Origin of the sequence: Streptococcus oralis, assembly GCF_022749195.1 — a bacterium.
Classification (GTDB): domain Bacteria; phylum Bacillota; class Bacilli; order Lactobacillales; family Streptococcaceae; genus Streptococcus; species Streptococcus oralis_CI.
Genome location: NZ_CP094226.1, coordinates 602,396 through 624,504, shown reverse-complemented (window position 1 = coordinate 624,504; position 22,109 = coordinate 602,396). Strand labels below are relative to the sequence as shown.

19 protein-coding genes are annotated in these 22,109 nt (G+C 40.5%); all 19 read right to left on the bottom strand.

Going from position 1 to position 22,109, the window contains the following annotated elements:
- Positions 1-81: 81 nt before the first annotated feature.
- The 19 genes from MP387_RS03085 to murC all read right to left on the bottom strand — a co-directional run bounded on the left by MP387_RS03085 (position 82) and on the right by murC (position 22,108).
- On the bottom strand, positions 82-5,784 hold the full coding sequence (locus MP387_RS03085; RefSeq protein WP_242747609.1) for a ZmpA/ZmpB/ZmpC family metallo-endopeptidase: 5,703 nt from the start codon (positions 5,782-5,784) through the stop codon (positions 82-84).
- Positions 5,785-5,786: 2 nt separating this feature from the next.
- Complete coding sequence (locus tag MP387_RS03080) at positions 5,787-6,350, bottom strand: TIGR01440 family protein (RefSeq protein ID WP_242747607.1); 564 nt, start codon at positions 6,348-6,350, stop codon at positions 5,787-5,789.
- Positions 6,351-6,459: 109 nt separating this feature from the next.
- Positions 6,460-8,151, bottom strand: a complete 1,692-nt coding sequence (locus MP387_RS03075) for a cache domain-containing sensor histidine kinase (protein ID WP_242747605.1) — start codon at positions 8,149-8,151, stop codon at positions 6,460-6,462.
- Entirely contained in the window at positions 8,148-8,885 is a 738-nt protein-coding gene (locus MP387_RS03070) for a response regulator transcription factor (protein ID WP_084937094.1), read from the bottom strand. The genes MP387_RS03075 and MP387_RS03070 overlap by 4 nt, the downstream gene beginning before the upstream one ends.
- Before the next feature lie 70 nt (positions 8,886-8,955).
- Entirely contained in the window at positions 8,956-10,068 is a 1,113-nt protein-coding gene (gene msrB, locus MP387_RS03065) for a peptide-methionine (R)-S-oxide reductase MsrB (protein ID WP_242747603.1), read from the bottom strand.
- 9 nt (positions 10,069-10,077) lie between these two features.
- On the bottom strand, positions 10,078-10,641 hold the full coding sequence (locus MP387_RS03060; RefSeq protein WP_242747601.1) for a redoxin family protein: 564 nt from the start codon (positions 10,639-10,641) through the stop codon (positions 10,078-10,080).
- A 13-nt stretch (positions 10,642-10,654) separates the two neighbouring features.
- Positions 10,655-11,365 carry a thiol-disulfide oxidoreductase-associated membrane protein CcdA2 gene (gene ccdA2 / locus MP387_RS03055; protein WP_242747599.1) on the bottom strand — a complete coding sequence of 237 codons (711 nt, stop codon included), beginning with the start codon at positions 11,363-11,365 and terminating at the stop codon, positions 10,655-10,657.
- Positions 11,366-11,527: 162 nt separating this feature from the next.
- Positions 11,528-12,079: a GNAT family N-acetyltransferase gene (locus tag MP387_RS03050; RefSeq protein WP_002882760.1), complete on the bottom strand. Its 552-nt coding sequence runs from the start codon at positions 12,077-12,079 to the stop codon at positions 11,528-11,530.
- A gap of 155 nt (positions 12,080-12,234) precedes the next feature.
- Positions 12,235-13,059: an ammonia-dependent NAD(+) synthetase gene (gene nadE, locus MP387_RS03045; RefSeq protein WP_000058057.1), complete on the bottom strand. Its 825-nt coding sequence runs from the start codon at positions 13,057-13,059 to the stop codon at positions 12,235-12,237.
- Entirely contained in the window at positions 13,056-14,516 is a 1,461-nt protein-coding gene (locus MP387_RS03040; RefSeq protein ID WP_242747597.1) for a nicotinate phosphoribosyltransferase, read from the bottom strand. The genes nadE and MP387_RS03040 overlap by 4 nt, the downstream gene beginning before the upstream one ends.
- Before the next feature lie 116 nt (positions 14,517-14,632).
- Positions 14,633-15,121 (bottom strand): DUF6773 family protein, encoded by a 489-nt coding sequence (locus MP387_RS03035; protein ID WP_242747595.1) that lies wholly within the window; start codon positions 15,119-15,121, stop codon positions 14,633-14,635.
- Positions 15,111-15,320, bottom strand: coding sequence for a helix-turn-helix transcriptional regulator (locus MP387_RS03030; protein WP_001107501.1), 210 nt, complete (start codon positions 15,318-15,320; stop codon positions 15,111-15,113). The genes MP387_RS03035 and MP387_RS03030 overlap by 11 nt, the downstream gene beginning before the upstream one ends.
- A 199-nt stretch (positions 15,321-15,519) precedes the next feature.
- The gene (locus tag MP387_RS03025) at positions 15,520-15,930 is read right to left on the bottom strand and encodes a GNAT family N-acetyltransferase (RefSeq protein ID WP_242747593.1); all 411 of its coding nucleotides are present in this window, start codon (positions 15,928-15,930) and stop codon (positions 15,520-15,522) included.
- Between the two features lie 99 nt (positions 15,931-16,029).
- Positions 16,030-17,394, bottom strand: coding sequence for an amino acid permease (locus MP387_RS03020; RefSeq protein ID WP_242747591.1), 1,365 nt, complete (start codon positions 17,392-17,394; stop codon positions 16,030-16,032).
- Positions 17,395-17,470: 76 nt separating this feature from the next.
- Positions 17,471-17,953 (bottom strand): transcription elongation factor GreA, encoded by a 483-nt coding sequence (gene greA, locus MP387_RS03015; RefSeq protein WP_000818765.1) that lies wholly within the window; start codon positions 17,951-17,953, stop codon positions 17,471-17,473.
- A gap of 62 nt (positions 17,954-18,015) precedes the next feature.
- Positions 18,016-19,722, bottom strand: a complete 1,707-nt coding sequence (mltG, locus tag MP387_RS03010; RefSeq protein WP_242747589.1) for an endolytic transglycosylase MltG — start codon at positions 19,720-19,722, stop codon at positions 18,016-18,018.
- Positions 19,723-19,796: 74 nt separating this feature from the next.
- Positions 19,797-20,300, bottom strand: coding sequence for a GNAT family N-acetyltransferase (locus tag MP387_RS03005; RefSeq protein WP_242747587.1), 504 nt, complete (start codon positions 20,298-20,300; stop codon positions 19,797-19,799).
- Positions 20,297-20,764 (bottom strand): GNAT family N-acetyltransferase, encoded by a 468-nt coding sequence (locus MP387_RS03000; protein ID WP_242747585.1) that lies wholly within the window; start codon positions 20,762-20,764, stop codon positions 20,297-20,299. Before MP387_RS03000 ends, MP387_RS03005 begins: the two co-directional genes overlap by 4 nt.
- Positions 20,765-20,773: 9 nt before the next feature.
- A complete protein-coding gene (gene murC / locus MP387_RS02995) occupies positions 20,774-22,108 on the bottom strand; it encodes a UDP-N-acetylmuramate--L-alanine ligase (RefSeq protein ID WP_242747583.1) in 1,335 nt (444 codons plus the stop codon).
- Position 22,109: the final 1 nt, after the last annotated feature.

Here is a 22,109-nt window from a genome sequence, read left to right as displayed (position 1 = left end):
TTCTTGAATTCAAAAAAATGGAGAGGACATTTTGTCCTCTCCATTCTCTATATATCACTCAGCCTATTTGTCTAAAAAAGATTACTTAAAGATAGAAGTTTTAAAGCTATCCGTCTGTTGTAAAAGTTTCTTGAATAGTTTTTCTTTTAGTGTAATTGTATTATCAAACTTAACAGAGCCGTTCTTCAAACTGATTCTATCTCTTTCAACAGCAGCAGAAAACGCTTGTTTTAAATCTTCGTAAGAATTATAGGTTGTGCCGTCGATTTCAACTGACTGAATTCCATTTTTCGCTTTTGTTACAACTTCATTGAAATATGCTTTCTTCCAATCTTCCAAAGTACTAAATTTATTATCAGACAGTTTCTTAATAATATAATCATCACCTAGAGTGGATTTACCTTCTTTTCTAGATTCATCCTTATATTTATTTGATGCATACCCTAGGAAACCTTTTTCATAACCATAGTAACCCCAAATTCTAAAGGTGTTGTGCTTAAAGGACATCGCTCCAGGAGCGCCCTCGCTTGTATTTCCACCATAGATACCAGTCATCATAGGAACAGTAACATAAGCAGAATCAAAATCGGAAGGATTATAAACTCTATTACCCGGACCACGGTTCGTCATGAAATTATTGGTTACCAAGTCATCTACTGTATGTAAAGGAATAGCTTTCTCTTCATCGCTTAAAGGTCGAACCTTATCAAATTGATTCTTAGTGTTATTCCCCCTGTATTGTCTATCTACCTTCTTGAACCAAGCATTATTTAATTCTTGACTAGCTTTATTGAGGACAGCTTCTCCTTCCAGGTAATCTAGGAGCATGAGCGTATCATTGTACCCTTTCATATAACGATCAATCTCATCTCTAGACTTAAGATCATTTGGATTCGTATTATACCACTGATTTCCATCATTCAAACGTTCATAGGCCATATTGATACCTAAAGCTTTATATTCCCCGTTTGGATTCGATACTGAAGGAGTTTGTAGCATTCCTTGAGCAAATGCTTCAAGATCTGTTCCTTCACGATGTCTTGAACCGCCTAGATAAACCATACGATCATTAACGTGAGTTGTTTCGTGCGTGAAGGCAGATACTCCAAAATCACTAATCATATCCGTTACCATAAAGAAGACTGAATCATCTTTATATGGATTAGCATAAACTCGAGCTACAGCTCCCATATTCCAGTTCGTATCATGATAGGTACCAGTTGGTCCAAATACTTCACGTACTGGTGCAACATCTTTACCTTTGTTAGTATGACCATAACGATCCGTACTGATTCCTTTGTAGTTCTGGTTATCTCGAACAGGAGTTGGGACCATATTGTTACTCTTTAATAATTGGTTACGTACTTTATCTAAAGACAAACGAGACCAGAAATCCAGATAATTTTGTTGTTCCTTAGCAACTTTATCAATTTCAGCCTTAAAGGCATTTCTTTCTGCATCAGTATTCTTACCATATTTCTCAAAAGAACTATAAGCCATGGTATTGTATGTTGAAATCAAGATCATATGGGCATCTTTTAAGTTCAAAAGTGGCAAGATCATTTTACCATGCATATCATTATTTAATCCTTCGTATGCTCTATGTTTCTTACCAGCAAACTCAGGATTCGTTGTTTTAGGTTCAACGATGTAAACATTATCTTTAGTTGATTTTATGAACCAATCATTCAGATCTCTATCACTTGTAAAGAGTTCCATATTGTATTTTAAAAACTCATGAAGATTACCCTTACCTGTTGAACCTGAAATTACTTCACGGTAGGCATCGTGAGTGCGATCACCTTTTATATTATTTTCCTTAGAACCGATATTGATAATCCTATCTAGGACATCAACATTTTTACCATAGAAATCTGGTTTGAATAACATAATCTCTTTGATGTTAAAATCTTCAAATTTAATTCCATAGTATCGATTGAGATAGGACAAACCAAGAAGTAGAGCAGCCTTATTATCATCTATTTTCTTAATCAAAGCACGTTTTGCAGCTTCATCAGTATTTAGCTGATGATCTTGGTTGTGAACAAGTTTCGTAATAAATTTACCAAGATTCTCTTTTACGAACTTGAAACTCTCTTCCAGATAAAGATTCTTAATGGCATTTACTTTTCCGTCACCAAGTCTATTTAAATGTTTATAAATGGTATCAGACTGTAACTCAACTGGACTTAATTTTTCTAGAATTGATTGGATTAAATCACTTCTATCCTTATCAACGATATTTGGAGTATAAACTATTTCACCTAGTTCTACAATACTATACTCTTTAACTTGTTTCACTTTAGAGCTATCTTTAGCAACAACAAGTAATTCTTCTTTCGTTCCGTCAGCATAGTGAATCAAAATCTTATCAATATCAGATAAATCTGTTACAAACTGTCCATTTTTCAAACCTATAACAGAAAGAACTTCTTTCGTAACCAAGTTTGAACTAGCTCCCAATTTATTGGCCTGATTGACAATCCACTCTTTATTATAGAAAGGTTGTAATTTTTCGATATTGCGATAAGCAAGTTCACGGTCAATTCTGTAATCTTGAGTATCTTTATAGGTCTCATCTAATGATTTTGTATTGTTGAGAGTGTCCTCAATTAGAGGTTTAATTTCAAACTTATCAGCAGTGATTCCCATTGCATCAATCTTGGTATTAGCTTCTTCGAGACTAATTTCTCTAATTCTATGTGAACGAGAATATTTGAACGAATGTTTACCTGCACTAACATCTTTTACAACAAAGTTTCTTTCAAGAGCATTATTCGTGAAGTATCCCCCATCGTAATCAATATCACCGGAACCATAGAATTCTTCACCGTTCTCAACTTTCATCATTGAAACATTATTTTCAAGTTTGCCCCATACCCAGTTCTTACTGATGAAACCTCCAACATCTACAGGTGATTTAACTTTAATTGTTCCTTTAGCGACTGAATTTCGTACAGTCCCATATTTACCGATGCCATTAGGGTCCGAACTATTGTCAACAGTAGACGCAAGACCAGCAACCCGAGCCTTAGTTGCTGTAATATCAGCTTCTACATATGTTTTATTCGCATGGCCTTTCCAAATCTCACCCACAATACCAGCAAGATTCCATCCTTTATCCCCAACACCATCAATTTTACCAATGAAAGCAACATTATTAACTTTAGCGCCCTCACCATCTAATTTATTAACCACACCAGCAATATCATTTTTCGCAATAATATGGCCTGTAACTTTGACATTTTCGATTACAGCATTTTTAACAATTCTTGCAACGGGTGCAATATTTTCTGCCCAAGGCATATTAATATTCACATTGCCAAGATTGATATTCTTCACAGAAGCATTTTCAATACGCTCAAACAATGGTCGAGCGATATTATGAATGGTATACTGTTTTCCATCAACACTTGTTAAATGACCATTAAATACACCTGGTACATATTGTTTATTTGGAGTTGGAACATTTGCTGCGTTCAAATCTGCACCAAGCTTAAACGTCCCCTTACGATTAGCTTGCATCGCTTTTACCAATTCATTGAAATCGTAGTAGACATTCTCTTCGTGAGATTTTGGCTTGGCAAAATAATGAACATATTCTTCACTGAGTTCATTACCATTAGTATGCTGAACTAGATCAGGAGCTTTAGCAGTGACCTTGTATAGTGTTTTTCCATCGACAGTAACTTCTTCGATTTTATCCACAGCAAGACGGGTCACCTTATTATCATGTGTAGCGATTTTTAGATAGTATGGTTTTACATCAGTTGGAACAGAAGTTAAGAAGCTACTATCCGTTTCAACACCATCAGTATCAACACTTATTAAGCTTGTTTCTTTAATATTTTTGACTTCAACTTTTTTGAGGTCAATTCTTAGTGGTTCTTCCCTTAGAACTTCTTCTTCATCACCTTCACCACGGTCATAAACCATTTTGGTTTCGAGTTTATAATCCTTGTAGTACTGCAAATCTGTCAGACTAGCTGTTAAGTTGTCTGGCGAAATAGTCAATGTTTTGACAATTTCATCACCCTTTTTAAGAGTTAGGGTAATGGATTTTATAGTTGCCTTACTTGGGTTTTCCAAATTGTAACGAATTTGAGATGTTCGTTTTAAATCTTTAACATCGATAAGCGACAAACTTAAAATTGGTTTTTCAAAGTTTTTAGTTCCTAATTTAACGATACGATCTTGATCTAACTCCAAAACCTGTTCGACAACTTTCGGTGCTTCTTCAGTCTTCAGTCCTTTAATTGTCTTATAAGTCTTTATAACCTTTTTCTGTCCGTCTTTTCCTTCTTTGACAGTAACTCTTTCACCTTTTTTCAGTTGATCATCTTCTTCAACCTTTTCCTTAAACGGAATCTTTTCAAGACTTTCTTCTACCAGAGTTCCTTCAATTGGTTTCGTACCACGACTTATTTTTTTAGTGACCGGTTCTTTGATGATAGTTGTAGCTGTATTTAAAACTTGGTCAGTCTCAACACCCTCAATAGTCTTATAAGTCGTTTTGGTAATTTGACTACCCTTTTCTCCATCTTGGATGACAGTTTCTTCATCCGTATATTTGGTTGGATCTTCGATAATTTCTGTCTTATAGTCAATCTCCGTAGTAGTTTCTTTCGTAACCGCGCCCTCAGTTACTTTATATTCAGGTAACTTTTCTTGAACTACCGACTCACCTTCTTTACCTGGCTCTTGAGTACCTTTAGCTTCAATCTTGCCTGTATATTCCGCCTGTGGTTCTTGAACTAAGGATTCTCCCTCTTTGCCTGGCTCCTGAGTACCTTTAGCTTCAATCTTGCCTGTATATTCCGCCTGTGGTTCTTGAACTAAGGATTCTCCCTCTTTGCCTGGCTCCTGAGTACCTTTAGCTTCAATCTTGCCTGTATATTCTGACTGTGGCTCTTGAACTAAGGACTCTCCCTCTTTGCCTGGTTCCTGAGTGCCTTTAGCTTCAATCTTGCCTGTATATTCCGCCTGTGGTTCTTGAACTAAGGATTCTCCCTCTTTGCCTGGTTCCTGAGTGCCTTTAGCTTCAATCTTGCCTGTATATTCTGACTGTGACTCTTGAACTAAGGACTCTCCCTCTTTGCCTGGTTCCTGAGTGCCTTTAGTTTCAATCTTGCCTGTATATTCTGACTGTGGCTCTTCAACTACCGACTCACCTTTTTTACTGCTTGTATTGGTACTAGATTTTGATTCTTTAAAGTAACCAACATACTCATATCCTTCAATATGAATAACACCTTTAGCCAAACCTTCATGTGTAGATGCAGAAATAGTTTGGTTATACGAAAGTAACTCTTTATTTTCAAATGCAAATGCAGTAAAAGGTACAAAATTGCTGACTCCGATAGAGCTAATTAACAGAATACCAAGTACTTTACTACGGTGTTTCTTGGAAACTAATAGAACCGCTAGTGAGGCTGTTGCCAATCCAAGACCTGCCAAAGCAAGCTCCTTACTTCCTGTGTATGGAAGTTGTTGACTGTTAGTCTCCTTCTTGCGATAAACTACATAAATAATATCTTCATCTTGAAATTCTGTAGGAACCTCATGGTGAATCAAGGCTTTTTCAGACTCGGTCAATTCCTGCTCCGCCAGATAGCGGTAATGCACACTATGAACACCACCAATTTCATTGGCTTGCACCTTATCTACTAAAAGGGTACTGGCACCAAAAAGGAAGGCCCCGATAGCTACAGGACCTACCCCAACAGTGAGCTTACGAATCGAATATTTGGTAATTTTTTCTAGTTGTTGTTTTGTCTTTTTCATTCTCATGACTTTCTGATAGAATCTTGTGGATACTGCGCACGCGCACCTCCAATTAATTTTGGACGACTAGCTAGAGCCGTTACATGGGCATGCCCAATTTCTCTCAAAAAAGGGCGAATCGGAACCTGAACATGCTTGACATGCATGCCAATCGCAGTATCTCCGATATCCAATCCAGCATGGGCCTTGATAAATTCAACCTCAACTGGATCCCGCATAAACTTGAAGGCTGCCAACTGACCCGAACCTCCTGCATGAAGTGTAGGAAGGACACTCACGATTTCAAGACCAAACCGCTCTGCCACCTGACGTTCAACAACGAGGGCTCGATTGACATGTTCACAACCTTGAACAGCTAGATGAATCCCTTTTCCCTCTAGGATAACTAGGATGATCTTCACGATGATTTCACCAATTTCTTGGCTGGATTCCTTGCCAATCTGACCACCTATCACCTCACTAGAAGAAAGGCCCAAAACAAATATAGCCCCTTGCTTCAAATTAGCCTTTTCTATTACATCTTCTACAATCTGGCTTGTTGCTCTTTGAATGTCTTTTTCCTTCATACTTGATACCTCTTTTGTCACTATCTATCATATCTTTTTTTACTGATTTTATCAAGGCCAACTAATCATTCTGATTTTTAAAAGTAAAACTCCCAGAGTGAACTGGGAGTTAGCTAGTTTCAATTTTATTGATGTATATTTCAACTGTCGTCCCTTTTGAAGGTACAGAATCAATCTTCATCTGATAGTTTTCTCCAAAATGAAGTTTGAGTCGTTGGTCGACATTTTGTAGACCAACTCCCCCACGTTTGAGCTGACTTTGACTGCTATCACCAGGATTTTGGAAACCAACACCATCATCCTCAATGCGGATGACAAGCCCTGTATCCTGTCTCTGAACAGAAACTTTAATATGGCCCTGGCCTTCCTTCTCCTTAATACCATGGTAAAGAGCGTTTTCTACAAGAGGTTGCAACACCAACTTGGGTAAGACTAGGTTACCAAAGTCAGGTTCTTCAGCAATCTCATACTCCAGCTTATCACCATAGCGTTGTTTCTGGATAAAGAGGTACTGGCGGACATGATTGATTTCATCAGAAAGAGAAATCAAATCCTTGCCTTGATTGAGCGCCAAGCGGAAATAGGTTGCCAAGGACTTGGTCACCTGAACCACTCGCTGACTATCCTGAAATTCAGCCATCCAGATGATAGTGTCCAAGGTGTTATAGAGAAAATGGGGGTTAATCTGACTCGACAGTGCTTGAAGTTCATACTGCCGGGTCGCTTCTTCCTGCCTGCGCACATCTGCCATCAACTGATCAATCTGATCCAGCATGGCATTGAACTGGCGAGTCACTTCTCTCAGTTCATAGGCGCCAGCTTCCTTAGCACGAAGATTTTGTGTACCAGAAGCAATTTCCAGCATGGTTTCTCTCAGATCCTTCAAAGGGGCAATCCAGCGTTTGAGACTGAACCACACCAAGCAGAGACAGGCAAGAAGAGATAAGGCACTAGCACCAAGCAAGGTCCACATGAGTTGACTCCGAACCTGGTCTAATTTTTCCAACGAAGACACGCCTATAACCGTCCAATCAGTCCCTGCAATCTGTTCCTGACTGACGTAGGATTGGTGGTCCAGCGTATAGCCCTGCCCCGTCTCAATGTAGGGTTTCATAGCCTCCATTTCACTAGCTGAGCTATAGACAGTACGTTTAGGATGGTAGACAAATTCATGGTTTTCATTGATGATAAAGGCAAACCCCTGCTGACCCAACTGGAGTTGGTTGAGATAGGCTTCCAGAGTTTCATAGGAAATATCCAAACGAAGTACGCCAAGATTGGCCCCCTCTGCATCAACAAGTTCCTGAGTGACAGAAATAACCCACTGACTATTCGATTTACGAGCTGGGGTCAAAACTGGCTTAGCCCCCTGATGAATGGCCTTCTGATACCAATCCTCAGCCATCATATCTGAGGAAGTTTTCATCTGCACACTATCATCTGTGGAAATAACCTGACCGGATTTGGTGACCAGTACCACAGCTTTCAAGTCCTGGTCTGCCTTTAAGAGGGTCAAAAATAGATTTCGAATTCCCTTGACCTTGTCTTGACTGGGATTCTCAGCATAGGCTAAAACATCTGCCTGCTGGGTCAAACTAGTTGAGGTGGTTTCTAATTTTTTGATATAAGACTGAATAAAGTGGCTAGTTTGGCTAATTGTCGTTTGGCTATTGCCCTCAATGCTAGCCTCAATGGCCGAGGAACTAGATTGATAGTAGAAAGTCCCAACCAGAGCTAGGAGAATGAGAAAGACCAGAAAGATGGAAATAACCATTCTGACTAGGAGAGAAGAACGCTTCATCGACCTTCTCCCTTCTTAAACTGACGAGGTGTCACACCTGCAATCTGTTTAAAACGTTGGGTAAAGTAGTTCATATCTTCAAAACCAACCTTCTCGGCGATCTCATAAATCTTTAAATCTGTTGTCAAGAGCAAGAGCTTGGCTTGTTTGACACGCTCTCTCACCAGGTAATCCTGAAAAGGCAGCCCCAACTCTTTCTTAATCAAGGAACTCAAATAAGTCGGACTAAAGCCCAAGTCACTGGCCAAAGACTTCAAACTAAACTGACTGTCAGCTAGATGGGACTGGATTTTCTGAGCAATATTTCCCTCAAACTTATCGGTTAATAAATCTTGTAACTGCTCTTCCTTTTCTTCCTTGTCCAACTTTTGCTTGATTTTCCCCAACATCTCCTCAATATCCTGACGCGAAAAAGGCTTGAGTAGGTAATCATCCACACCGAGTTTGACAGCAGATAAGGCATAATCAAAATCATCGTAGCCCGTTAAAAATACCAAATGCACCTGAGGATAGGTTTCTCGGACTAGACTGGCCAACTGGATGCCATTCAGCTGAGGCATGTTGATATCGGTTAAAATGATGTCTGGCACCTGCTTTTGAATCAATTCCCAAGCCTGCCTTCCATTTTCAGCCTGACCAATGATTTCCATATCGTAGGCTGCTACATTGACCAGCTTGGTCAAACCTTGCCTCACCAGATACTCATCTTCTACGATTAAGATTGTGTAGGTCATGCTTTGCTCCTTTGTCACTTACTAGTATCAGTATAGCAAAATTCTCCTCTAACTGCTTAGGAAAGACTTCTTAATCGACATAATCTAGTAAATAAGCATAGCCTTTTTCTTCCATTTGGTCTTTAGGAATAAAGCGGATAGAGAGACTATTAATACAGTAGCGCAAGCCACCCTTGTCCTGAGGCCCATCTGTAAAGACATGGCCAAGGTGAGAATCTCCAACTCGGCTCCGCACTTCCATGCGTGTCATATTGTAGGACTTATCTTCCTTGTAGGTGGCAACATCTGGGCTGATGGGTTGGGTGAAACTAGGCCAGCCACAACCAGACTCAAACTTATCCTTTGATGAAAAGAGGGGTTCACCAGTTGCGACATCCACATAGATACCAGATTCAAATTTATCCCAGTAGCGGTTTGAAAAAGCTCGTTCTGTTTGATTTTTCTGGGTAACGGCATACTCCTCAGGTGACAAGGTTTTCTTCAATTCTTCATCACTTGGTTTAGGATATTTGCTGGCATCAATGACAGGGTAGGAAGCCTGATTGACATTGATATGACAGTAGCCATTTGGATTTTTCTTGAGGTAGTCTTGGTGATAATCCTCCGCCACCACAAAATTCTTCAAATTTTCCTTTTCAACTGCCAGAGGTTGGTCGTATTTCTTAGCAACTTCATCAAAGACTTGGTTGATTACTTCCAAATCCTTGTCATCTGTGTAATAAACACCAGTACGGTACTGGGTCCCCACATCATTTCCTTGTTTATTTTTGCTGGTTGGATTGATAATGCGGAAGTAATGAAGCAGAATTTCCTTGAGGGAAATTTGATTAGCATCATAGGTGACATGGACAGTCTCCGCATGTCCTGTTTGATTGATCAATTCGTATTTGGTTGTTTCCCCTCTACCGTTCGCATAGCCTGAAACGGCATCTGTCACTCCGGAAACGCGTGAGAAGTATTCCTCCACTCCCCAGAAACATCCTCCAGCTAGATAAATTTCGTGCAAGTCTGCGTCTTTACTAATTTCTGTTTTTTTCACTGTTTTTCCTCCTTGGCTAACGGATGCTTTCTCAATTTGCGAGCTATCTGTCTGCCCTGCATTTCGCATCAATAGGAAATAGAAACCGGTTATAGCTAGGAGAATGACCCCTGCCAAGACAAAAAGTTTTACTTTATCATTCATAGCCTTTCTCTACCCCATTTCTTTCAATTCTTTTAAAATCATATCCTTATCCATAAAACCTGGTTGCGTTTTGACCAGCTTGCCTTCCTTGTCTATAAAGGCTTGAGTCGGATAAGAACGGACACCATAACTTTCCAAAAGTTTGCCTGATGGATCAATTAGAACTGGGAAATTTTTATAATCTAAGCCCTTGTACCAGTTCTTAAAGTCTGCTTCAGATTGCTCCCCCTTGTGTCCAGGAGACACCACTGTCAAGACCACATAGTCATCACCAGCTTCTTTAGCAATTTCATCCGTATCTGGAAGGCTGGCTAGACAGATGGAGCACCAAGAAGCCCAGAATTTGAGATAGACTTTCTTGCCTTTGTAGTCAGATAAACGATAGGTCTTACCATCTACACCTGTCAGTTCAAAATCAGCGACTGCTTGACCCTTGGTGGCAGTTTGTGAACTGACTTGTTCTGTTTTGGATTGCTCCTTCATAGTAGCTTCGTCTGCCATATTTTTAGCCGAACAGGCTGCCAAGCAACAGATTGAGCTTACTCCAAGGAGACATGTTTGCCATTTTTTCATTTCTTTTTCCTCTCTATTCAAATAATGTAGTCAAAATGGAAGCAGTTCCCAAAAGCACCAAGATTCCCATCACGATAATGAGAAAACCACCGACTTTTTTGAGGATCCCGAGGTAGGGATGGAGTTTTCGGAAATGTTTCAAAACATAGCTGGAGGCAAGAGCTAGAACTAAAAATGGTAGCGCCAATCCCAGCGTGTAAACCAACATGAGACCAGCTCCCTGCCAAGCTCCTGAACCACCTGAAGCCGCCAAAGCCAAAACAGACCCCAGAACTGGCCCCACACACGGCGTCCAAGCAAAACTAAAGGTCAACCCCAGTAAAAATGCCTGACTATAGCCGTTAGCGTTTTGATCCTGTCTCTTTAATTGTAGCCTTCTTTCCTTGTAGAGCCCCTGCAAATGTAAGACTTCCATCTGGTGCAAGCCCAAGAGAATGATAATCGCACCCGTCACATACTGAAACCACGAAGCATACAGCAAATTGCCTAAAAAACCAGCTCCATAGCCCAGTAAGATAAAGATAAAAGAGATCCCCGCTATAAAGGCCAGAGTTCGCAATAAACTTACAAGTGAGATTGAAAATTTTCCGCTAGAATCCTGAGCACCGTCTTTGTCATCCAACAAGACCCCTGCATAGACAGGTAACAAGGGTAAAATACAAGGAGAAAAGAAGGAAAGAATTCCAGCAAGAAAAACACTGATAAAAAAGATTACATTGTCCATTGCCTTCCTCCATTCTTTGATTTGATAGGACTATTATAGCTCCAAAACTCCAGAAAAAACAGGGACAATGATAGGGAAAAATAGGAATTTAATCAGTTTATTCAGAAATCTGGCACAAAAAAAGCCAGACAAGGTCTGACTTTGATAGAAACAGAAAAGAAATCACCTGTCTTCCCTACTTATCTGGTAATAAATAAGGTCCGCAACGTAGTCTTTTCTCTCCACACCATTGGCAATAGTTTTTAGATAGGACATTCCAGCTTTCTCCATCACACGGCCTGAAGCTGGGTTAAGACTGGCGTAACGAGCTCTGACCTTTTGAAAGCCTGCTTGAGTAAAACAAAAGTCTAACACAGCTTTCAAGGCCTCCGTCATCATACCACGACCCCAATAGTTTTTTCCTAAAATATAGCCAATTTCACAACTTGAATCTTTCTCATTCATCTCTACGATGCTGATATCTCCTATCACTTGCTCTGGGTTTTCTTTGAGACAAATGGCCCATTTGTAATAGTTGGGATTAGTATAGGATGCAACCCAATTTCGAATCGAGTTCCGAGTCACTTCAACATCAGGATGAGGATCCCAGGTGACATAGGTCAGATTCTCAGGAGACGAAGCCCAATTTTGAAACATGGCTTCCGCATCACTCTCCACAAATCTTCTCAAAATCAAACGTTCTGTCTGTAACATTTGTGTACCGATTGCTTTCATAATGTTACCTCGCTTTCTAAGCTTAAGACTCAAGCGAAAAAGGTCCACTGGACCTTCTTCGCTTTCTCATTTCTAGGCTCAGGGTAAAAACCTCCACTGGAGGTTCCTCGTTTTCCCGTTTCTAGACTCGGGCTGAAAACCTCCACTGGAGGTTTTCACTCCCAAAAGTCATCAAAGACGGTGATTGGTAGGTGGCGTTTATGTTGGCCTTTGTGCCACCAGTTTTCGATAGTCGCTTGGGCTTCTGGACTGATGGTTTTGCCTTCAAGGTAGTCATCAATTTCTGCATAAGTGACTCCAAGAGCTACTTCGTCTGCAATACCTGGTTTTTCTTCTTCCAAATCTGCTGTTGGGATTTTTTCATAAAGGGCTGGGTCTGCACCAAGTTCCTTCAAGAGTTGTTTCCCTTGACGTTTATTGAGGCGATAAAGAGGGAGAATGTCTGCACCACCGTCACCAAACTTGGTAAAAAAGCCTGTGATATTTTCCGCGGCATGGTCTGTTCCAATGACCGCTCCGCTATGGGCACCTGCAAGGGCATATTGGGCAATCATACGACTACGAGCTTTAATATTGCCCTTGTTAAAGTCTGAAACAGGACTTCCTGTCGCTTCAACTGCAGCTGCCATGGCATCAGCTGATTCCTTGATATTCACAACCAAGCTGACATCTGGCTGGATGAAAGCAAGAGCTTTTTGAGCATCTGCTTCATCAGCTTGCACTCCGTATGGCAGGCGGACAGCGATAAATTGGTAGCTGTCATCTCCTGTCTCAGCTCGCATTTCTTCCATCGCTAATTGTGCCAAGCGCCCTGCCAAGGTTGAGTCTTGTCCTCCAGAAATCCCTAGTACAAAGGTTTTAAGGAAAGGGTGTTTTTTCAAGTATCTCTTTAAGAAATCAATCGAACGACGAATTTCTTCCTGGGCATCAATCACTGGTTTGACGCCCAGTTGCTGGATAATGGTCTCTTGCAAACTCATTCTTCTTCTCCTTCACCAAGAGCTTCTTTGCGCATCTTGTCAATCAAGTCCATTTTGTCCTGCCAAATATCACGCGCCAAATCCACTGGATAGTGTTGCGGATTGAGTACCCGTTTGTACTCATCCCAAAGTTTGTCAAATTCCTTACGAGCATAGGCTTGAATGTCAGTCAAACTAGGCAAATCGTAAACTAATGTTCCTTCTTTAAAGATATCCACCAAGAGAGGAACAGCATCAAAATTACGAACGGTCTTTTTGATGTAGGTATAAGTTGGATGGAACATCTTGATTTCTGTCATGTCGCTCACATCCACACCGTCATAAGTAATGTAGTCGCCTTCTGACTTGCCTTTTTCACGACTGGTAATGCGCCATACCTGCTTCTTACCTGGCGTCGATACTTTTTCCGCATTATTAGACAGTTTGATGGTATTGCGCATCTGACCATTCCCATCTTCGATCGCAACAATCTTATAAACTGCCCCAAGAGCTGGCTGATCATAGGCTGTAATCAGCTTGGTACCCACACCCCAGACATCAATCTTTGCCTTTTGCATCTTGAGGTTGAGGATGGTATTTTCATCAAGGTCATTAGAAGCATAGATCTTTGCCTCTGTGAATCCGGCCTCGTCTAGTTGCTGACGGACTTTCTTGGAAATGTAGGCAATATCCCCAGAGTCGATACGAACGCCTTTAAAATTGATCTTATCACCTAACTCACGCGCCACCTGAATAGCAGCCGGCACACCTATACGCAACGTGTCATAAGTATCTACTAGAAAGACACAGTCACGATGGGTTGACGCATAGGCCTTAAAGGCCTTATAGTCGTTCCCATAGACCTGTACCAAGGCATGAGCATGAGTACCTAAGACAGGAATACCAAAGAGCTTCCCTGCTCGTACATTACTAGTACCATTGGCTCCACCAATCACGGCTGCACGTGTTCCCCAGATAGCTGCATCCATTTCTTGCGCACGACGTGTTCCGAATTCCATCAAAGGCTCATCTTCAATGACTGAACGAATACGTGCTGCCTTTGTCGCTATCAAGGTTTGAAAGTTAACGATGTTTAAAAGAGCCGTTTCGACCAATTGACATTGGGCTAGAGGTCCTTCAACCTGCACAATCGGCTCATTAGCAAAAACCAAGTCCCCTTCCTGAGCAGAACGAACCGTTAGTTCTAACTTGAGATCTCGTAGGTAATCCAAGAATTCTCCATGATACCCAAGCGTCTCCAAGTAGTCAATATCGCTATCTGAAAAGCGTAAGTCTTCAAGATAATGTACAATTCTTTCCAAGCCAGCAAAAACTGCATAACCGTTCTGAAAAGGTTGCTGGCGGAAATAAACTTCAAAGACCGCCTTTTTATTGTGAATTCCTTGGTCAAAGTAAACTTGCATCATGTTAATCTGGTACAAGTCCGTGTGCAATGTCAAACTATCATCTGGATACATCTGTTTTCCTTCTTCCTTATTTATAAAGGTATGAACGTATTCTACCACTTTCACACCGTCCGATAAATTAGTACTATTATAACACATTTTACCGAGATTGATAAAAAGCTAACAAGCTATTCTCCATTCTCAAGTTCATCCATATCTTGCTCAAACTTTTTTTGGGCCCATTCGCCATAACTTTTAAGGCCGAGATTGCCGATAAAAACCCAAGGAAGGTAAATCAGATAAGTAATAACCCAAGCAGACAAATACTTAACATTCAGAGGATTGTGCTGATAAATCTCAATATTGAACTGGTAGTTCTGTAGCATCAAGATGGCTGTAATTGCAAGAGTCACTACTAAGCATCCCAAAATCGTAAAATGAAAACGACTATAGTAGGTCGCTCCAAGTTGTCGTGCACGATTGAAAAAGAAGAAAATTCCTAAAAGAAGAGTAACCAGAAGAATATTAGGATTAAAAAGGGCAGGTGCTAATACAGCCACCAAATAACTTAGCAGAATGAGCCCGATAAACATATAAAAAGACTCTGTCCCAGCTTTGTTAATCAGTTGTTCTTCCCTTTCGTCTAATAATTGATAATAAAAAAATCTATTTTTCATCTTCTTCCTCCCAAAATAATTGATCTAAAGTTTTGCCTAAGCATCTGCAAATGGACTGGCAGAGGGAGAGACTAGGATTGTATTTCCCTGCTTCTATCAAACCTATAGTCTGCCTAGTAACACCAACAGCCTCTGCCAAATCACCCTGTGTCATATCAAGCTCCACCCGAGCTAGTTTTAACTTTAAATTTTTAGCCACTTGTTTCCTCCTTTTAATTTTTAAAAAGTTACGCTTCTTTTTAAACATATTATACCATATATCTAACTTAATGCAATATATAAATGTCATTTTGTAAGATTTTGTTAACAAAAAAACTCTCTATCATCTTACATGATAAAGAGTATTCGTTCTTTTTTGATACTTAGCTAAGTTCCTCTCCAAAAGAAAGAAGTCTAGGTCACAAATCCTTTTGGTAATAGTATCTTTTCCCTGTGTAGGGATAGTCTTGCAAGGTAAAAACTTCCTTGTAGCCATGACTTAGATAAAAATCTGGCGCTTGAAACTGGTAAGAATTCAAAAAAGCAAAACGACAATTTCGATTCTTGGCTTCACTTTCTGCTTGCTGCAGTAGTTTTGAACCAATTCCTTGTCCCCGTAATTCCTCTCTTACAAACAAATATTCGATTTCCAACCAATTTCCGAAAGTCTCAGCTACTAATCCTGCCATGAGATTGCCCTTTTCGTCTTCGACATAAAGGTTCAGTGGCTCGCTTTCAGCCTCTTCTCTTTTGGAACGATTATAAGCACGAATCAAATCCCCTATTTCTTGCGCTTTAAGCGATTCCTTATTTTCCAATCTAATGTGCATCCAAACCTCCCAATAAACTACTACAGCTTGATTATAGTCTTATTTCGATGGACTGTCAAACTAGAAAAACTCACCAAACAGAGTTGATGAGTTCATGATTTATTTTCTAAATTTCCACTGACTATAAATCCCAAAAACAAGGATCCAGATGGCAGAACCAACTGCCCCCATGAAAGTAGACTCTTGCAAAAAGAGAGTCACGAAAACAAAGACAAAAAAGAGAATGGTTAGGGGATTAAGCAAGCGATACTGAGGCATAAGGTAGCCATCAGCCATGAAATCTTGTGACTTGCGGTATTTGAGATGAGCCGCCATAATCAAGATATAAATCGCGATGTAAACACCTGATGAGGATGCGGTGATCAAAGCAAAGGCATCTGAAACACCTGGCAATACATTGATAAAGGCAGCGAGGGCAATCAAGATCGCTGAGGCGATGATGGCATTTTGTGGAACATTGTGACGAGAAAGGGTATCGACCTTGATGGCCTTTAAGAAACGATTGGGCGAATCATGGGCAATCTGATATAAGTGTCTCCCTGTTGAGTAGAGAGTTGAGTTAAGAGCAGACGCTGCTGAGGTCAAGACAACAAAGTTGATTAGAGCCGCTGCCCACTTGATCCCTGCCAGTTCAAAGACCGTTACAAATGGAGAATCTGAAGAATTAAGATAAGACCAAGGAATAATGGCCATAATCGCAATGAGAGCTCCCCCGTAGAAGAAGATAATTCTGAGAGGAATTTCCTTAACAGCTTTGGGCAAGACCTGACGAGGGTTCTTTGTTTCAGAAGTTGTCACCCCGATAAACTCAATCATCAGATAGGCAAAAAATACCATTTGAAAGGCCATGACAAAGTTCATAACTCCGTTTGGAAAAAGAGAGAACTGGTCGCTGATATTTGCCAAACTTGCAACACCATGAGGTGTCTTAAAGCCCGTCAAAACCATAAAGACCCCAGTGGCGATCATGGCTAAAATCGCCACAATCTTGACCATAGCAAACCAAAACTCGACTTCTCCAAAGAGCTTAACTGCAATCAGATTGACCAAAGCCAAAATCGTTAAAAAGACAAGCTGAATCAGCCAACTAGGCCATGTGGGAAACCAGAAGCGGACATAGTCTGAGATGGCAGTGATTTCTGCCATACCGATAAAGACAACTGATAACCAATAAGACCAAACTGAGAAATATCCCCAACCTTTCCCCAAATGACGGGTGATAAAGTTGATAAAGGTATGCTGTTCTGGATCCTGATACAGCATCTCCCCAACAGCCCTCATCATCAAAAACATAAAGGCTCCTGTAATCATGTAAATCAGAATGATAGAAGGTCCTGTAAGGCTGATAGAGCGACCAGCACCTAAGAAAAGTCCTGTTCCGATTGTTCCCGCAATGGCCATCACCTGAACATGGCGATTGGTTAAACCACGCTCCATTTTGTTTTTCTTCTTATTTTCACTCATATAGTCTCCTATTTATCCAAAAAACCAAAAAGGAGTTGAGCAAAGCAAAATCTTCACTACTCCTTTTTCATCCTATTTAGGCTGTTTTCTCAACCTTTAAAATTTTGACATCATAGCTACCAACTGGTGTTTCAATCGTTGCAGTATCGCCAGTCTTCTTGCCAATCAAAGCACGGCCAATCGGACTTTCATTTGATACTTTACCAGCAAAAGCATCTGCACCTGCAGAACCGACGATGATGTAGACCTCTTCTTCGTCTTCACCGACTTCTTGGATTGTTACTGTTTTACCGATTGCTACCTCATCTTGGGCAACTGCATCGCTATTAACAATTTCAGCATAGCGAATCTTTGTTTCTAGACTTGAAATTTGACCTTCAACAAAAGCTTGTTCATCTTTCGCTGCTTCATACTCACTATTTTCTGAAAGGTCTCCATAGGAACGAGCAATCTTGATACGCTCTACGACTTCAGGACGTCGAACGAGTTTCAACTCCTCTAATTCTTTTTCTAGTTTTTCCTTTTCTTCAAGGGTCATTGGGTAGGTTTTTTCTGCCATTTTTTTAACTTTCTTTTCTATTTACTTTTTTAAAACAAAATTATGTGGAAAACCACATAATTTTAGTTTGAACTACTTGCTTGAGGTAACTTGCTATTGATATGCTCTGCAACGTTTTGATCATGTTCTTCTTTTGTCGTCGCAAAGTATACTTTACCGTCTTCAACATTGGCTACAAAGTACAAGTACTCACTCTTTGTCTGGTTTACACTTGCTTCAATCGCATCGGAACTTGGGCTATCAACCGGTCCAGGCATGAGGCCAAGATTTGTATAGACATTATATGGTGAATCAATCGTTGTATCTATTCCAGCATCATCCGCTAGACTAATGTTTTGACCAAGTTTTCCTTGAGCATAAAGGATGGCGATATTGCTTTGAAGAGGCATACCGACATTCAAGCGGTTATAGAAGACACCTGCGATTTTCTTGCGGTCCTCGGTCTTAGCACCTTCTTTTTCAACAAGAGAAGCAATGCTGAGCAATTCATTAACTGTCAGATTCTTTTCTTTGATCGTAGCGTAATATGGTGACATAGCCTTATCCATAGCAGCAACCATCTCATCAATCAAACTTTCAACAGTTGTACTGTCTTTGATTGTATAGGTCGCTGGGAAAAGGTAGCCTTCAAGACGATAACGAACGCCACTGTCTTTTGTTGGAAGACTTCCTAGTAGGTTTGGATACTTAGCTACTAATTGTGAGATAAAGGTCTCATCTTGAGCTTTTGCCAAGAAAGCATCCGCAGTAAGAGGTTCTTTAAATTCACCTTGAAGTTGTCCTACTGTTTGAGCGATTTGCTCTAATGTATAGCCCTCTGGAATTGTCAAGTTTGTAAGAACAGGTGCCTGAGCTTCAGGAGTCCCACCTTTTTGCAATTCTTGAATCAACTCATCCGTACTCATACTCTTCTTCAAGTTGTAATAACCTGACTTCAAGTTGGCATGACTATAGTATTTAGCATAAAGGCTAAAGATAAGTCCATGTTTAACCAAACCAGATTTTTCCAAGGTGCTTCCAATTTCTTGAACATTTGCACCGTCTGGGATTTGAACCGTTACGTAATCCTTAGAGCTCGCATCCACAGGTTTCAAGGAATCTTGCACATAACCATAACCAAAGTAACCACCAACTGCAACGAGTACTAGGAAAACTAGAACTGTTACTAGGCAACCCTTGGCTTTTGATTTTTTCTTAGCTGGTTTTGCACCTTGGCGACGACTGCGACGAGTTTCTTCTCTTAAGCTGTCTGAGAACTCAGTAGAGTCAGGTGTCTCAAGCGCATTCTCAGGAGCAATTGAATCATCAGACTCTTTCGTCTTATAAGTCACCGCTATCTTAGTCGGAGTATCGTTAAATTCTTTCTCTTCGTGTTTAAGCTCAACTGGTTCTACCTTTGGTAAAACAGGTTCAGGTTCAGATTCTTCAGTTTCTACAACTTCAACCTTGTCGATGATGGGCTGTTCTCCCACTTCCTCAAGTGTCACTGTATCTTCACTTCCAGTTGCTGGACGTGGAGGAACACTTGGTGCATTTTTTAGGATTTTATCGACAACAGATAGGGAATCCGCCATCAACTCTTCTGTTGATGTTTCTGTTTCACGATTTGAAGGAGTTGCTGAACTAGCTTGAGATGACGAAGCCGTCAGATTTGGAAACTCTACTTCTTTCTCTCTTCTATCTTGTTCTTTTACTCTTTCTAAATCACGTAGAATCTGCTCTTTAAAGCTTAATTTTTCTTCTTCTCTTGATTTTTCAGTCAAAAGCATTACCTCCTTGTTGACAATCCATAATATTATATCTTAAAAGTCGCAGAAAAGCAACCAACTAGGGCATTCCCTAGCTAGTTTTCTTTATTTTCAGGCTGCCAGACCATATCATACCAGGTTTCCCCAGCAAAGCTTGACTGGGATATTCCTTCATTAACAAAGCCATGTTTTTCATAATAGGCTATAAGGTAGTCATGACACGTCAGGTTAATGCCCTCTCGTTCATGTTCTAAAGCGACTTCTTTCAGAGCCTTTAATAGTCTTTTCCCAACTCCCAAAGCTTGTGCTTCCTTGGCAATAGATAGGCAAGTCACAGAAATATAACCTCCAGGTTGATGGCTATAGTCTTTTATTTCTTCTGTAAAGGACTGATCATGGAGATGGCGGTGTGGGACGACTGGACCTTCGATATATCCAAGAATACTCCCCTCTTTTTCAGCTACCAGAAAACTGGTCTGAATTTCCTGCAAATGCGCCTCAAAGACCGAACGAGGAATGGCTTCCTCAAGGGAAAAATTCTCTAGCTCTATCTCTATAATCCGATCTAAATCCGAAAATCTTGCTTGTCTGATTTTCATATTTCCTCCTGATAAAAGGGATTTGCCCAAATCAGATACCATTCAGAACCACTGCCATAATGACTTTCTGTCATTTCTTCTTCAACAAAGCCATTCATTTCAAAATATGATAGCAGTTCATCAGGACTTTGCAAAAGAATACCTTGATAATCTAGTTCGACTGTCATCTGTTTCAAGGCTGCAAGAAGAAGAGTTCCCAGCCCCTGTCCCCAATGGTCAGGATGAATGGTCAATAATTTTATTTCTATCCATTTAGGATGGATAGACTGAACTTCTCCCAAAACATAGCCTAAGAGCTGATTTTCATCCCCAGCTACAAGAAAGGTACCCGCAGTCTTGCGGATACTCTCTTCTAAAGATTGGCGGCTAAATACCTCTTCTAACGAAGGATTGGCTTCTTCAATCGCCAACATTTCTTCTAAATCTGATAAGATAGCTTGCCTTATTGTGATTGGAAGTTCCATCTGTTTTCCTTATTGGACGTTGCTTGTCAAGTTAGACAAGAGACGTTCAAATGAATATTCATAGGTTTGGATGTCTCCAGCACCCATAAAGACATAAACAGCATTGTCATGGTCTAGGAGTGGAGAAACATTTTCAACAGTGATAACCTGGTGTTTCTTGTTGATTTTATTGGCTAAGTCTTCTACTTTGACATCACCATGGTCCACCTCACGAGCTGATCCATAGATTTGCGCTAGGTAGACGGCATCTGCTTGATTCAAAGCATGGGCAAATTCGTCCAACAAGGCAATGGTTCTTGTAAAGGTATGCGGTTGGAAGATTGCCACGATTTCCTTGCTTGGATATTTCTGACGAGCTGCATCCAAGGTTGCAATGATTTCTGTTGGATGGTGGGCAAAGTCATCAATGATCACTGTATCATTGACAATTTTCTCAGTGAAACGACGCTTAACACCTGCAAAAGTTTTCAAGTGTTCACGGACCAAGTTCAAATCAAATCCAGCTGTGTAAAGAAGACCAATAACAGCTGTCGCATTCATGATATTGTGACGACCAAAGGTTGGAATGTGGAATTGACCCAACTCTTGTTCACGGAAGTGAACGGTGAATGTCGAACCAGTCGTAGAACGAAGAAGATCGCTAGCTACAAAGTCATTGCCCTCAGCTTCAAAACCATAGTAATAGATTGGCGCATTGGCTGTGATCTTACGCAACTCAGGATCTTCACCATATACAAACAAACCTTTGGTAATTTGTTTGGCATAGTCGTTAAAGGCATTGAAAACATCCTCTAGACTTGTAAAGTAGTCTGGATGGTCAAAGTCAATGTTGGTGATGATAGAGTATTCTGGGTGGTAAGGCATGAAATGGCGCTCATATTCGTCTGACTCAAAGACAAAATATTTGGCATTGGCTGAGCCGCGACCTGTCCCGTCACCAATCAAGAAGCTGGTGTCTGTGATGTGAGACAAGACGTGTGACAGCATACCTGTTGTTGAAGTTTTTCCATGTGCTCCTGCCACTCCCATGCTGACAAAGTCGCGCATAAAGCTACCTAGGAATTCATGGTAACGTTTGTAGCTGATACCATTTTGATCCGCATAGGCGATTTCAACATTGTTATCTGGACGGAAAGCATTCCCCGCGATAATCTCCACATCACCTTGTAGGTTTTTTTCATCAAAAGGAAGAATCGCAATCCCTGCCTGCTCTAGTCCACGTTGAGTAAAGTAGTATTTTTCAACGTCTGAACCTTGAACCTTGTGTCCCATTTGGTGCAACATCAAGGCTAGGGCACTCATCCCTGATCCCTTGATTCCAATAAAATGATATGTTTTTGACATG

Coding starts and splice junctions, on each gene's coding strand:
- MP387_RS03085 (WP_242747609.1), bottom strand. CDS start 5,784: ATGAAAAAGACAAAACAACAACTAGAAAAAATTACCAAATATTCGATT.
- MP387_RS03080 (WP_242747607.1), bottom strand. CDS start 6,350: ATGAAGGAAAAAGACATTCAAAGAGCAACAAGCCAGATTGTAGAAGAT.
- MP387_RS03075 (WP_242747605.1), bottom strand. CDS start 8,151: ATGAAGCGTTCTTCTCTCCTAGTCAGAATGGTTATTTCCATCTTTCTG.
- MP387_RS03070 (WP_084937094.1), bottom strand. CDS start 8,885: ATGACCTACACAATCTTAATCGTAGAAGATGAGTATCTGGTGAGGCAA.
- msrB (WP_242747603.1), bottom strand. CDS start 10,068: ATGAATGATAAAGTAAAACTTTTTGTCTTGGCAGGGGTCATTCTCCTA.
- MP387_RS03060 (WP_242747601.1), bottom strand. CDS start 10,641: ATGAAAAAATGGCAAACATGTCTCCTTGGAGTAAGCTCAATCTGTTGC.
- ccdA2 (WP_242747599.1), bottom strand. CDS start 11,365: ATGGACAATGTAATCTTTTTTATCAGTGTTTTTCTTGCTGGAATTCTT.
- MP387_RS03050 (WP_002882760.1), bottom strand. CDS start 12,079: ATGAAAGCAATCGGTACACAAATGTTACAGACAGAACGTTTGATTTTG.
- nadE (WP_000058057.1), bottom strand. CDS start 13,059: ATGAGTTTGCAAGAGACCATTATCCAGCAACTGGGCGTCAAACCAGTG.
- MP387_RS03040 (WP_242747597.1), bottom strand. CDS start 14,516: ATGTATCCAGATGATAGTTTGACATTGCACACGGACTTGTACCAGATT.
- MP387_RS03035 (WP_242747595.1), bottom strand. CDS start 15,121: ATGAAAAATAGATTTTTTTATTATCAATTATTAGACGAAAGGGAAGAA.
- MP387_RS03025 (WP_242747593.1), bottom strand. CDS start 15,930: ATGCACATTAGATTGGAAAATAAGGAATCGCTTAAAGCGCAAGAAATA.
- MP387_RS03020 (WP_242747591.1), bottom strand. CDS start 17,394: ATGAGTGAAAATAAGAAGAAAAACAAAATGGAGCGTGGTTTAACCAAT.
- greA (WP_000818765.1), bottom strand. CDS start 17,953: ATGGCAGAAAAAACCTACCCAATGACCCTTGAAGAAAAGGAAAAACTA.
- mltG (WP_242747589.1), bottom strand. CDS start 19,722: ATGCTTTTGACTGAAAAATCAAGAGAAGAAGAAAAATTAAGCTTTAAA.
- MP387_RS03005 (WP_242747587.1), bottom strand. CDS start 20,300: ATGAAAATCAGACAAGCAAGATTTTCGGATTTAGATCGGATTATAGAG.
- MP387_RS03000 (WP_242747585.1), bottom strand. CDS start 20,764: ATGGAACTTCCAATCACAATAAGGCAAGCTATCTTATCAGATTTAGAA.
- murC (WP_242747583.1), bottom strand. CDS start 22,108: ATGTCAAAAACATATCATTTTATTGGAATCAAGGGATCAGGGATGAGT.